The 12,695-nt window shown below is 63.8% G+C and carries 12 protein-coding genes and 1 tRNA gene; 5 read left to right on the top strand and 8 right to left on the bottom strand.

Annotated elements, in window-relative coordinates; all coding sequences use genetic code 11:
* Positions 1-31 precede the first annotated feature (31 nt).
* Positions 32-1,360: a phosphate regulon sensor histidine kinase PhoR gene (phoR, locus tag N5B55_RS08735; protein WP_304537922.1), complete on the top strand. Its 1,329-nt coding sequence runs from the start codon at positions 32-34 to the stop codon at positions 1,358-1,360.
* 78 nt (positions 1,361-1,438) lie between these two features.
* Here phoR and ppk1 read toward each other — a convergent pair whose 3' ends face one another.
* Positions 1,439-3,610 carry a polyphosphate kinase 1 gene (gene ppk1, locus N5B55_RS08730; protein ID WP_065856509.1) on the bottom strand — a complete coding sequence of 724 codons (2,172 nt, stop codon included), beginning with the start codon at positions 3,608-3,610 and terminating at the stop codon, positions 1,439-1,441.
* Between the two features lie 169 nt (positions 3,611-3,779).
* Here ppk1 and ppx point away from each other — a divergent pair, with 169 nt between their 5' ends.
* On the top strand, positions 3,780-5,318 hold the full coding sequence (gene ppx, locus N5B55_RS08725; protein ID WP_065856507.1) for an exopolyphosphatase: 1,539 nt from the start codon (positions 3,780-3,782) through the stop codon (positions 5,316-5,318).
* Positions 5,319-5,398: 80 nt separating this feature from the next.
* Here the strand turns inward: ppx and N5B55_RS08720 are convergent, their stop codons facing one another.
* From N5B55_RS08720 to N5B55_RS08700, 5 genes are all read right to left on the bottom strand, one after another.
* Entirely contained in the window at positions 5,399-6,232 is an 834-nt protein-coding gene (locus N5B55_RS08720; RefSeq protein WP_027681170.1) for a GNAT family N-acetyltransferase, read from the bottom strand.
* A gap of 128 nt (positions 6,233-6,360) precedes the next feature.
* Entirely contained in the window at positions 6,361-6,834 is a 474-nt protein-coding gene (gene sixA, locus N5B55_RS08715) for a phosphohistidine phosphatase SixA (RefSeq protein WP_065856661.1), read from the bottom strand.
* Positions 6,835-6,973: 139 nt separating this feature from the next.
* Positions 6,974-7,050, bottom strand: a tRNA-Pro gene (locus N5B55_RS08710).
* A 35-nt stretch (positions 7,051-7,085) separates the two neighbouring features.
* Positions 7,086-7,907: a sulfite exporter TauE/SafE family protein gene (locus N5B55_RS08705; protein WP_304537921.1), complete on the bottom strand. Its 822-nt coding sequence runs from the start codon at positions 7,905-7,907 to the stop codon at positions 7,086-7,088.
* A 2-nt stretch (positions 7,908-7,909) separates the two neighbouring features.
* Complete coding sequence (locus N5B55_RS08700; RefSeq protein WP_178960267.1) at positions 7,910-8,275, bottom strand: ArsR/SmtB family transcription factor; 366 nt, start codon at positions 8,273-8,275, stop codon at positions 7,910-7,912.
* A 100-nt stretch (positions 8,276-8,375) separates the two neighbouring features.
* Here N5B55_RS08700 and N5B55_RS08695 point away from each other — a divergent pair, with 100 nt between their 5' ends.
* Positions 8,376-9,236 carry an MBL fold metallo-hydrolase gene (locus tag N5B55_RS08695; protein WP_178960266.1) on the top strand — a complete coding sequence of 287 codons (861 nt, stop codon included), beginning with the start codon at positions 8,376-8,378 and terminating at the stop codon, positions 9,234-9,236.
* A gap of 4 nt (positions 9,237-9,240) precedes the next feature.
* Here the strand turns inward: N5B55_RS08695 and N5B55_RS08690 are convergent, their stop codons facing one another.
* Positions 9,241-10,137 (bottom strand): LysR family transcriptional regulator ArgP, encoded by an 897-nt coding sequence (locus tag N5B55_RS08690; protein WP_304537920.1) that lies wholly within the window; start codon positions 10,135-10,137, stop codon positions 9,241-9,243.
* A gap of 74 nt (positions 10,138-10,211) precedes the next feature.
* Here N5B55_RS08690 and N5B55_RS08685 point away from each other — a divergent pair, with 74 nt between their 5' ends.
* Positions 10,212-10,862 (top strand): LysE/ArgO family amino acid transporter, encoded by a 651-nt coding sequence (locus N5B55_RS08685; protein ID WP_304537919.1) that lies wholly within the window; start codon positions 10,212-10,214, stop codon positions 10,860-10,862.
* Between the two features lie 20 nt (positions 10,863-10,882).
* Here N5B55_RS08685 and N5B55_RS08680 read toward each other — a convergent pair whose 3' ends face one another.
* On the bottom strand, positions 10,883-11,341 hold the full coding sequence (locus N5B55_RS08680; RefSeq protein WP_154206968.1) for a MerR family transcriptional regulator: 459 nt from the start codon (positions 11,339-11,341) through the stop codon (positions 10,883-10,885).
* A 91-nt stretch (positions 11,342-11,432) separates the two neighbouring features.
* On the opposite strand from N5B55_RS08680, the gene N5B55_RS08675 reads away from it, so the two are divergent.
* On the top strand, positions 11,433-12,668 hold the full coding sequence (locus N5B55_RS08675) for an NADH:flavin oxidoreductase/NADH oxidase family protein (RefSeq protein WP_304537918.1): 1,236 nt from the start codon (positions 11,433-11,435) through the stop codon (positions 12,666-12,668).
* Positions 12,669-12,695 lie beyond the last annotated feature (27 nt).

Raw genomic sequence — 12,695 nt, 5'->3', positions numbered from 1 at the left:
CCCGTCGCGGTCCAGCGCTTAGAATGCCTTCATGAACGTCTTCTGGACCCGCTTTGCCGTCTTTGCCGCCCTCATGGGCATCGTCACGGCATGCTTGTATCTCTTCGTCAATCATGTCGTTGCGCTGGCCGTGCTCAGCGCAATGCTGTTGGCGATGCTCCTCTATTACATCTACCAGATCCAGCGCCTGTGGCGTGTGCTGGACTCGCCGGCCTATGGCGAGATTCCGAGCGCGCTTGGCCTGTGGGGCGAGGTCTACTATCGCCTGCACCGGTTGATGAAGGGCTGGCGCACGCAGGTGTTGCAGGTCGAGCAACAGCACAGCCGCTTCATTCAGGCCATTCAGGCATCGCCCAACGGCGTGCTGATGCTTGATGGTGAAGACCAGATCGAATGGTGCAACGCAGTAGCTGAAGAGCACTTCGGGCTCTCTGCCAAGCGTGACTTGCGCCAACGCATTACCCACCTGATCCGCCGACCGGAGTTCGTGCGCTACCTGGCGCGCGGCGAGTTCGAGGAGCCGCTCACCATGCATGACGTGGGCCCGCACAAGCAAAGCATCGTCTCTGCCCAAATCTTGCCGTACGGCGAAGACCGCAAGCTGCTGGTGTCGCAGGACATCACCAAGCTGGAGAACACCGAAGCGATGCGCCGCGATTTCGTGGCCAACGTCTCGCACGAACTGAAGACGCCGCTGACCGTGCTCTCGGGATTTCTGGAGACGGTGCGCGACATACCGCTGCCGGAAGAAGACAAGCGACGCTATCTGGACATGATGCATACGCAGGCCATGCGGATGCAGCATCTGGTGGAAGACTTGTTGGCGCTGGCCACGCTGGAAGGCAACTCCGAGCCGCCGTCGGTGGCGCCGGTGCCGATGCAGCGCATGATGCTGCAGCTCCAGCACGACATCGAAGCGCTGTCTGCGGGCCGACACACGGTCACCATGACGTGCGACCCGGCCGTGAGTGTGTGCGGCGCCGAGCTTGAGTTGCTGTCCGCATTCAGCAACCTAGCGTCCAACGCCGTTCGCTACACGCCGGATGGCGGCAGTATCCGACTCGATTGGGGTGTACGCGACGGGCACGCTGTCTACTCCGTCACCGACACGGGGATCGGCATTGCGCCCGAGCATATTCCGCGTCTGACCGAGCGTTTCTATCGTGTTGACCGCAGCCGTTCGCGCGATACCGGCGGCACCGGGCTGGGCTTGGCCATTGTGAAGCACGTGCTGTCGCGCCACGGAGGGGAGCTGCAGGTGACGAGCGAGCACGGTAAGGGCAGCACCTTCCGCGCCGTCTTCCCGCCGGACCGCACCGTCGTGCGCAGCGCCACCGTGACGGACGAGCGCGTCGCCTGATCGCGGGATGTGCCGCGGCGCCAATAAAAAACGCACGCTGTCGAGCGTGCGTTTTTTGTTTGCAAGCAAGCCCGAGAATCAGCCTGCGGAGATCTCCACTGGAGCGCGCACCGTCGGTTCCGCGGCTGTTGCCGCTGCCACTGCGGCCGCCGTTTCCGCTGCAGCAGCGGCCTGCGGCGAGAAATGGTTCAGCAGTTCCAACTGGCTCACGCGCACATGCTTGCCGCGCGTCTGGCGCTGCACGTAACGGCCATCCTGCTGCATGACCCACGCCGACGCATTGTCGCGCAGATGCACCTGGAGGCTTTCCTTGATGACGCGCGCCTTGAGCTTGCGATCAAGCACGGGGAAGGCCACTTCCACGCGACGGAAGAGGTTGCGGTCCATCCAGTCGGCGCTGGAAAGATAGACGACTTCCTCGCCGCCGGCGTGGAAGTAGTAGACGCGGTGATGCTCCAGGAAGCGCCCGACGATGGAGCGCACGCTGATGTTTTCCGACAGGCCCGGCACGCCCGGCTTGAGCGCACAGACACCGCGCACAATCAGGTCGACTTTCACGCCCGCGCGCGACGCCTTGTACAACTCGTCGATGATGGTCGGCTCCAGCAGCGCATTCATCTTGCCGATGATGCGCGCACGTTTGCCCGCACGAGCGGCGCGTGCCTCGGCGCGGATGTGCTCGATCAGGTTGTCGTGCATCGTAAATGGCGAGTGCCACAGATGATGCAACTTGACCTGCGCGCCCGTGCCCGTCAGTAGTTGGAACACGTGGTGGACGTCTTCGCAGATCTGCTCGTTGGCCGTCATGAGGCCGAAGTCGGTGTAGAGGCGCGCAGTCTTGGGATGGTAGTTGCCCGTGCCGAGGTGCGCGTAGCGGCGCAGCCTGACCGCCTTGCCTTTGCCGGACACCTCGCGGCGAACCACCAGCAGCATCTTTGCGTGGCACTTGTGGCCAACCACGCCATACACGACGTGCGCGCCGGCCGATTCCAGCTGATCTGCCCAGTTGATGTTCGTCTCTTCGTCAAAGCGCGCGAGCAGTTCGACGACAACGGTCACCTCCTTGCCGTTGCGTGCCGCCTTGATGAGCGCTTCCATCACCGTGGATTCGTTGCCGGTGCGGTAGACCGTCTGCTTGATGGCAACCACGTCGGGGTCACGCGCAGCTTGCTGCAGCAGCTCCAGCACGGGCGTAAAGCTCTCGTACGGATGGTGCAGCAGGATGTCGCCCTGGCGGATGGCGTCGAACACGTTCGAGCTGTTGGCGACCTGTCTGACCGTTGCCGGCACGTGGGGCGGGTATTTCAGCACCGGCTTGTCGACCATGTCAGGCACCTGCAGCAGCCGCACAAGGTTCACCGGTCCCTTGACGCGGTAGCAGTCCGCTTCCGTCAGGCCGAATTCCTGCAGTAGCCGCACCACCAATGCCGGCGACGTGTCGTGCGCGATTTCGAGACGCACCGCATCGCCAAAATGGCGCGTGGACAGCTCGCCCTGCAGCGCTTCGCGCAAGTCCGTGATTTCATCTTCCGACACGAACAGGTCGGAATTGCGCGTCACGCGGAATTGATAGCAGCCGTGAACGTCGATCTGTGGAAACAGTTCATGCACAAAGCCCTGCATGAACGACGACAGCAGCACGAAACCATACTGGTATCCCGAAAGCTCCGGCGGCATCTGCACGAGCCGGGGCAGGGCGCGCGGCGCCTGCACGATCGCCAGCTCAGCCTCACGGCCGAACGCATCCTTGCCCGATAGCTCGATGATGAAGTTGAGGCTCTTGTTGAGCACGCGTGGGAAGGGGTGCGCCGGGTCCAGCGCCATCGGCGTCAGGATGGGCACCAGTTCGCGTTGGAAAAAGCTGCGGCACCAGGCGCGCTGGGCTTCATTCCAGTTGGTCGTCATGTGGAAGAAGACCCCTTCCTTCTCCAGCAGGGGCAGGATCTCGTCCTGCAACATGGCATACTGTTGCGCGACCAGCTGCCGCACCCGCTCAGAGACCACGCCAAATGCCTGCTGCACCGACAGCCCGTCGGGCGTGACCGACGAAGGGTTGTCGCGCATCTGCTCCTTCAATCCGGCAATGCGGATCTCAAAGAACTCATCGAGATTGCTCGACACGATGCAGATGAATTTCAGCCGCTCCATCAGCGGCACACCCGGGTCAGCGGCCTGGGCGAGCACACGGGCGTTGAATTCCAGGATGCCCAGTTCGCGATTGAGCAGATCGCCCGCGGGCAATGTCGACATGTTGTGTTCAGACGGATGACGATCCGGCCACTTTTTCATAGTTGGGTGTCAAATTTGTGACACACTGAATTTGTCACGTTCGGGACACAATAAAGACATATTTTGTTGCGCATTGTTTCGAACGACAATACCCCCGCGCCCCTGATCCTGCTCCTACCCGTTTTCATTCATGAGTCCCACCCCCCGTCTGCTGGCTGCTGTCGACATGGGCTCCAACAGCTTCCGGCTGATGATCGGCCGCGTCGATGAGACCCTCGGTGCCAATGGCGCCAGCAGTACCCAGATCTTCCAGGTCGATGCGCTGCGCGAACCGGTCCGTTTGGCCGCTGGGCTTACGCAAGATAAATACCTAGATCAGCCCGCGCGCCGGCGCGGCGTGGATGCGTTGCGCCGCTTTGGCGATCGCTTGCGTGATTTTGCCCCCGAACATGTGCGTGCCGTGGCTACCAACACCTTGCGCGTGGCCAAGAATGCGCAGGAATTCCTGATCGAGGCGGAAGCCGCGCTCGGGTTTCCCATCGAGGTGATCGCGGGCCGCGAAGAGGCACGGCTGATCTATCTCGGTGCATCGCATGACGCACCGGCGTGCCAGGGCAACCGTCTGGTCGTCGACATCGGCGGCGGATCCACGGAGTTCATCATCGGCAATGGCTACAAGCCCAAGCTGATGGAGTCACTCTATATTGGTTGCGTTTCGCACAGCCGGCATTTCTTTCCAAACGGGAATGTCGATGAATACGCGATGAAGCAGGCTGAGCTGGCTGCACGTCGCGAGATCCAGGTGCTCGTGCAGCAGTACCGCACTGCCGGCTGGACCCAGGCCGTTGGCTCATCCGGTACGGCGCGTGCGCTGGCCGAGCTGATCGAGCTGAACGGCTTCAACGACAAGAGCAACGAACACGGGATCACGCGAGAAGGGCTGGAGCGCCTGAAACGCGCGCTCGTCAAATCCGAGAACACCAATCGTCTGAAGCTCAACGGTCTGAAGTCCGACCGCATTCCGGTGCTGCCGGGCGGGCTGTCGATCATGCTCGGCGTGTTTGCGGAACTCGACGTCGACCGCATGGACGTGACCGATGGCGCCTTGCGCCTGGGCGTGCTGTACGACCTGCTCGGTCGTACGCACCACGAAGACATGCGCACGGTGACGATCGAGCAGTTCATGCGCCGCTACAACGTCGATCGAGCGCAGGCGAGCCGCGTTCGCGATGCGGCGACCGCGCTGCTGTCGCAGTTTCCTGATCCGCCCGATGAGCGCCGAGAAGACAATCTCGCGCTGCTGGGGTGGGCGGCCAACCTGCACGAGATCGGCATGAGCATCTCGCACAGCGGCTACCACAAGCACTCGGCGTACATCGCCAGCCACGCTGACATGCCGGGGTTCTCCAAGACCGACCAGGCACGCCTTGCGACGCTGCTGCTGGGCCATGCCGGCAAGCTCGGCAAGCTCTCGGGCGGCGGCAAGTTCCTGGATTGGCGGATGCTGTTCAGCCTGCGTCTGGCATTTGTGCTGTGCCGCAGGCGCGGAGCGATCCAGTTGCCGGGCTTGCGCGTGCGCCACAGCGAAGGCGAACTCAACGAAGGTGGTTTCGAGGTCGAGCTGCCGAAAAGCTGGATCGAGCAGAACCCGTTGGTCGAATACAGCCTGATGAAGGAAGCCGATGAGTGGCAGCGTATCGGCCGCCGCTACAAGGTGGTGTACGTGTAAGTTGCCTTGCCGCAATCCAAGCAAAACGGCCCGGAGTGACCCGGGCCGTTTTGTTTTGCGTGAAGGTGTTCGGAGCGATATCAGCCGCGCAGGAAGTGACGTGCGTAGCGCGGGTTGATGTCGGACAGACGCAGCAGCGTGAGGAAGTCGGCGACGTTGAAGTCAGGGTCCCAGGCCGGTGCGCCGCAGATGCGTGCGCCCAGGCGCAGATAACCCTTCACGAGCGCAGGCGGCTCGACTTCGAGGTCCTGGTTCAGTTCGTCCACCGGGAGTGCCACGCGCGGGAAGGCGTGGTACTCGATCGGTGCGAGCGAGCCGTCGTCGACGAAGCTGCGATACAGGCTTGCAGCAAAGTGACCACCATCACCCATCGACACGCTTGCGCAGCCCAGCATCGATTCGAAACCGTGGCGTTGCATGTATTCGCCCAGACCGGCCCACAGCGCCATGATGACGCTACCCGAACGGTAGTCGCGGTGCACGCAGGAACGGCCCAGCTCCACCATCTTCGGGCGCAGGTGCGCCAGACGCACAAGGTCGAATTCGGATTCGGAATACAGGCAGCCGATCTGCTTGGCGGCGTCCGGACGCAGCACGCGATAGGTGCCGACCACGCGCAGCGTCTTCTGGTCACGCACGATCAGGTGGTCGCACACGGCGTCGAACATGTCGACGTCCAGTTCGGTGTGGGCCGAGGGCAGGCGGGCGCCCATTTCCTCGGCAAACACCTTGTAGCGCAGGCGCTGTGCTTCGGTTACTTCATCCTGATGGCGCGCCCACGAAACGGCCAGAACAGGCTTGTCACGCGCCGGAACAGCTTCGGGTGAGCGAGGAAGGCCCCTCCGAGCGTTGCCCAGATTCAGGCTCGGCAGTGCGTCGATCAACGGCTGGGTGGGCGTCGGCAGGTCTCGCATTCGTGCATCCCCAAGGGTGAATTTCGGGGCGATTCTAGAGACGCTGCATGACAGATCCGCGACAAAAGCGTGTCAATCGTGACCGTTGCGTGAATTTTGCGTGTCGATACTGTGACCAGGGCGAAGTGTCATGCGAGATCGGGGTTTATCACCGCGCGCAGCACTGTCTGCGCTTCGTCTTCGCGCATACGGCGGCAGAGCCACCACACGCCGGCTTTCTTCACGCTCCAGTCCATCTCCGTGCCCGCAATAAGCAGGCTCGCGAGGCGGCCGAGCCACGGCTGGTGACCGACCAGAAGCAGATTCGTATTCGACGGCCAGTCCAGCGCATCGAGGATCGCGCTGACGTCGGCGCCGGGCGCAAGTGCGGCCAGCGTCTGGAAATGCTCGGTGAGGGCGCGTGCGGTCTGCTGCGTGCGCACCGCGGGGCTGGCAAGTACGAGCGTCCCTTCCGGCAGGCGGGGGCGCAGCCAATCGGCCATTTTCTCGGCCTGCTTGTGGCCGCGCTTGGTAAGTTCTCGCTGCAGATCGGTGTTGCGCTGGATGCGCAAGGATGCTGCCACGTCTTCGGCTTCTGCGTGGCGCCACAGGATGAGGTTCATGGTGAAGATGCGAAGCATTGCGTGATGCGAATGTTGCCTTTATAGCATCGGCAGATGACACCCTGAGCCGCAGCGCATCGCTCCAAAACAAAAACGGCTTACGTAGGAAACGTAAGCCGTTTTGTTTGCTGCTCAATGCTGGTCGGGGCGGCAGGATTTGAACCCGCGGTCTTCCGGTCCCAAACCGGACGCGTTACCAGACTACGCTACGCCCCGAAGACCGCGATTGTACCGGTTTTGCAACAGGCCGGTCAAATTAGTGTTCGGGCGATCATCCCAAGCGCCACGACACCCGCGAACGCGGCAAAACCTTGCTGCAGCGCGGGCCCCGCCAAATGCTGTGCAAAGCGCCGGCCCACCAGCATGCCGGCCAGGGCGCCGGCCGCAAACGGCAGGGCGATATGCCAATCGACATGCCCGCCGATGGCCGAGGCGACCACGCCGCCCGTCGAGACAAGCGCGATCACTGCCAACGAGGTGGCGACGATGGTCTGCATCGGCAGGTCGGTCGCGCGGCGCAACGCGGGCACGATGACAAAGCCGCCTCCCACACCCAGCAAACCGGACAGGAAGCCGGCACGCACGCCGGATGCCGCCAAAGCGCGCGCGCACGGCAACGTCCAGATGAGCCTGGCTGTGGTGGTATCGAGGTGGCAGGGTGGTCCCGTTCGCGCCAACTGCGGCTCGGTTGTCGGGGCTGCGCGCGCTTGCCGGAACATGCGCAGCGCCACGTAGGCCAGCACCACCGCAAACAGCAGCGTGAGCGGCGTGTTCGGTACGCGGTGGGCAACCCAGATGCCAAACGGCGAGACCGCCACGCCGCACAGCGCTATCAGCCCCGCAGCTTTGTAGCGGACCTTGCCCTCGCGCAATCCGAGCATCGCACCGAGCCCCGCAGACAGCCCCACCGCCAGCAATGCAATCGGCGCAGCTTCAGACACCGACAGATGCAACCCAAAAATCAGCAGCGGCACTGCGACAATGGCCCCGCCTGCGCCTGTCAACGCCAGAATGAGCCCGACCACAGAGCCCAGCCCGGTGCTGACGATCCAACCCGCTTCCACAGGCGACATGGTCAGCGTCCCGCCATCTTCTTCAAGACCTTGCCGCAGTAAAGCTCGGAGAGCGTCTGCATGATCTGGATGACCTCGAAGCTGGCGAGCCGGTAGTAGATGTATTTGCCTTCGCGCCGCGTGGTGACCAGCCCTTCGTCGCGCAGCACGCCCAATTGCTGCGACAGGCTGGGCTGATGCAGGCCGACCAGCGCCTCCAGCTCGCCGACATTGCGCTCGCCCTGCGTGAGCTGGCAGAGCAGCAGCAGACGGTCTTCGTGCGCCATGGCCTTGAGCACGGCGCACGCTTGCGATGCAGACGCGCGCAGCATGGAGATGGCCGCATCGGGCAGCGGCACGACGTCGGGACTGGTAGTGGAATGGCTCATCGCGGTGTGATGCAGGGGCTATTCGCGCCTTTTGCGCTATTGGCAGACAGAATGTCAGACGATATTCTATAAAAATATAGATTGTTAGCAAAATCCCGCCATGCACGCCCAGATCGAATCCTTCTTCGACCCCGATACCTGCACCGTGACCTACGTGGTCCACGCGGGCCGCGGCACGCCGTGTGCCGTGATCGATTCAGTGCTCGACTACGATCCGAAATCGGGCCGCACGACGACGCGATCCGCTGACCGCGTTGCGGCCTTCATTGAAGCGCAGGACTTGCGCATCGAATGGCTGCTGGAGACGCACGCGCATGCCGATCACCTCTCGGCCGCACCGTATTTGCGTGGGCGTTTCGGCGGGCGCATTGCCATCGGCGAGCGCATTCGCGTCGTGCAGGGCGTCTTCAAGCCGATCTTCAATCTCGAGCCCGCGTTTCTCCTCGATGGCTCGCAGTTCGATCATCTGTTCGGGCCCGACGAGGTCTTCCATATCGGCGAACTGCAAGCAAAGGCGCTTGCGGTACCGGGCCACACGCCCGCGGATATGGCGTATCAGGTGGGTGATGCGGTGTTCGTGGGTGACACGCTGTTCATGCCGGACGTGGGCACCGCGCGCTGCGATTTTCCGGGCGGGAATGCGGGCACGCTGTACCAGTCGATCCGTCGCCTGCTGGACCTGCCGCCGGACACGCGGCTCTACATGTGCCACGACTATCCGCCCGCCGGCCGCGAAGCCGTTTGCTACACCACGGTGGCCGAGCAGCGCCGCGCCAACATCCACGTGCGCGACGGCGTGACCGAGGCCGAGTTTGTTGAGATGCGCACGAAGCGCGATGCCACGCTCGGCATGCCGACGCTGATGCTGCCTGCCATTCAGGTGAACATTCGCGCGGGCATGTTGCCCCCGGCCGAGCCGAATGGCGTGCAGTACCTCAAGATTCCGCTGAACGCGCTGTAGCGGCTCAAGGTGCAAGCAGCGCGGCGCGGGCTGCCGTCAGCACCTCTCGGCTGAGTTCGTCGAGCAGCGTCGATGCCGCCCGCGCGTGCTGCCAATGCAGCGGCACGTCTAATGGTGTGTCTGGCACCAACTCGACCAGCGAGCCGTCTTCAAGATGCTGCGCAATCAGCGCATGCGGATGCAGCCCCCAACCCATGCCGGCCACGGCCGCAGTCACAAACGCCTGTGACGAAGGCAACAGATGGCGCGGCAATTCCACATGGCGATGGCACAGGCGCCGCGCCCAGGTGGCCTGCAATGCGTCCTTGGTGTTGAACACAAGGCAGGGCGCTTTCGACAGCTCGCCTGCGCCAACCCCGTCTGCGAAATAGTTCTGCACGAATGCCGGGCTGGCCGCGGCCAGATAGCGCATAGCCCCGAGCGGGCGGCTATTGCAGCCCGTGGCCGGCCGCGCGGTGGCGGTAACGGCTGCCAGCACGGCACCGCTGCGCAGCCATTCACTGGTGTGATCCTGGTCATCGACAGCCACCTCCATCAACACCGGGTGTGCCGCTGCAAACGTGGCGATTGCAGGTGCGAGCCACGTCGCCAGGCTGTCCGCATTTACGGCAATGGGCAGCGCAACGCGGGCGGCGCCCTCTGGCGCCAGCGTCGGCAGTGCGCCTTGTAGTTCCTGCTCGAGCAGGCGTACGCGATCGACGTGCTGGCAAAGCCGCCGGCCCGTCTCGGTGGGGCGGCACGGCTGATCACGCACCACGAGCGCGCAGCCAACGCGTTCTTCCAACAGCCGGATACGCTGCGAAATGGCCGAAGGCGTGACATTCAGTGCGCGGGCCGCGCGCTCGAAGCTGCCCTCCCGGATGACGGCAGCCAACGCCGCCAGGGCGGAATAATCCAGCACGTAAATTAGAGAAGCTAAGGTGAATGAAGTAAAGATAGTTTGTCTTCATTCGACGGCCCCGGCAAGCTGCGCGCATGACGACATCTCTTGCGACTTCCTCATCCGTCTTCCTGCACGGCGTGGCGCTGAGCCTTGGTCTGATTGTGGCCATCGGTGCGCAGAACGCTTTTGTGCTGCGTCAGGGGCTGCGCCGTGAACACGTGGGCAGCGTCGTGCTGTTCTGTGCGATGACCGATGCACTGCTGATCCTGGCGGGTGTGCTTGGGATGGCAGAGGCGTTGGGAGAACGGCCCAGCCTTGCGCGCTTTCTCGCGTTGGCCGGCGCCGCATTTCTATTGCTGTATGGCGTCCAGGCGCTGCGGCGGGCGCGGCATTCCTGCCAGTTACGGGCAGCCCCAGGGGGCGGTGGGCTGAGCCGACGCGCGGCGCTGGCGCAGGCGGCGGCATTTACGCTGCTCAATCCGCACGTCTATCTGGATACCGTATTGCTGGTCGGCAGCATTGGCGCTCAGCAGGCCGCGGCATTGCGCGGATGGTTTGTGGCGGGGGCGGGCTCCGCCAGCCTGCTCTGGTTTGTGACGCTGGGGTTTGGTGCGCGTTGGCTCGCGCCGTGGTTTGCGCGGCCCCGCGCGTGGCAAGTGTTGGATGGCGTGATTGGCGTGACAATGCTTGTGCTGTCTGCTTTGCTGTTGCGTCACGCGCTCGGCGGAGTCGGATTCAGCTGATTGCCATTCCCGGACGAGCCCTAGCCACGCTTTCTTGCGGCGCGCGCCGGAGGTTCTGCCGCGGGCTGCTTGAGTGGCCGCAGGTTCATCTTGTCGAAGACGCGGCGGGCGCGGTCGGCGCAGTCTTCGCCGTCGGGCTCGTGATCGACTTCGCGAATGAGCGCAAGCAAGTCGCGCTTGTTTTGCGCCAAGCGCTGCTCGAGCACATCGATTTCCGCGACTTTGCGGCGCAGGGCTTGCAGCAGTTGCTCGCGTGGCCATTCCCCGAGATGCCCCGGCAGCAGGGCGCGAATTTCTTCGAGCGAGAACCCCGCGCTTTGCGCGCGCAGGATGATCTCCAAGCGCGTCACCGACTCGGGCGGGTATTCCCGATACCCATTGGATTGCCGCTCGGCCGGGTGCAGCAGGCCGCTCGCTTCATAGAACCGGATGCGCGAGGCCGCCACGCCGCTCAGGCGGGCCAGTTCGCCGATTTTCATGTGCGTGCTCCGCAGGCTTGACATTCAAGTTGACTTTAAGCTTAGGGTTCAGGTGTCGTCAAACGTCAAATCCCGCTAGCGGATGCCACCCATGAAGCTCTTCACGCCCCTCGTTCTGCCCAACGGCGCGGTGATCGCCAATCGCCTTGCCAAAGCCGCCATGGAAGAGAACATGGCCGATGCCGATCACGCGCCATCCGACGCGCTGCTGCGCCTGTATGAGGCGTGGGCCGCAGGCGGCGCCGGCTTGATCCTGACCGGCAACGTGATGATCGATCACCGGGCCATGACGGGCCCGAATGGCGTCGTGCTGGAAGACGGCACGCATCTGGAGCGCTTCCGCCGCTGGGCGGAGATCGCGCGGGCGCAGGGCGCGCATGCGTGGGTCCAGATCAACCACCCGGGGCGGCAGATGCCGGCCTCGCTCGGGCAGCCGACGCTGGCGCCGTCGGCCGTTCCGCTGGCGCTGGGCGCGCTGTCCAAGCAGTTTCCGGTGCCGCGCGAGATGACCGAGGCCGATATCCGCAATGTCCAGCAGCGCTTCACGCGCAGCGCGCAACTGGCCGAGCAGAGCGGGTTTACCGGTGTGCAGATCCACGCCGCCCATGGTTATCTGCTGAGTCAGTTTCTCTCGCCGATTTCCAACCGGCGGCAGGACGAGTGGGGCGGCCCGATCGAAAACCGTGCGCGCCTGCTGCTCGATATCGTGCGCAGCGTGCGCGCCGCCGTGTCGCCGCAGTTTGTGGTGTCGGTCAAACTGAACTCGGCCGATTTCCAGCGCGGCGGCTTCAGCCCTGACGATGCGAAGCAGGTGGTTGAACTGCTCAACCCGCTGGGCGTCGACCTTGTTGAACTCTCCGGCGGCAGCTACGAAGTGCCCGCCATGCAAGGGCACGCGCGCGACGGCCGTACCCTGGCCCGCGAAGCGTATTTCCTGGAATTCGCACGGGACATCGCCACCGTTGCCCGCATGCCGCTGATGGTCACGGGCGGCATCCGGCGCCGGGCCGTGGCGGAGCAGGTGGTCAACAGCGGTGTCGACATGGTCGGCATTGCGACGGCGCTGTCCATCGATCCAAACCTGCCGCGCGACTGGGCTGGCGGCAAAAACAACGCGCCTGCGCTGCAGCCCATTACGTGGAAGAACAAGGCGCTGGGGGCACTGGCCAACATGGCGGTCGTCAAGTTTCAGCTCAACCGGCTGAGCGAGGGGCGCACGACGGCCCCGCGCGTGTCGCCGCTGCGCGCGCTGATTCAGCAGCAACTGGCCGCAGCGTGCCAGTCGCGGCGCTATCGTCGATGGACGGCGCAACGTCAGGCGCGCTAGCGCATATTTTCTGACCGGACCGGCGCA

Origin of the sequence: Ralstonia pickettii, from assembly GCF_030582395.1 — a bacterium.
Lineage (GTDB): Bacteria > Pseudomonadota > Gammaproteobacteria > Burkholderiales > Burkholderiaceae > Ralstonia > Ralstonia pickettii_D.
The sequence above is the reverse complement of the archived record's forward strand: the minus strand, read 5'-3'. Positions and strand labels throughout refer to the sequence as shown.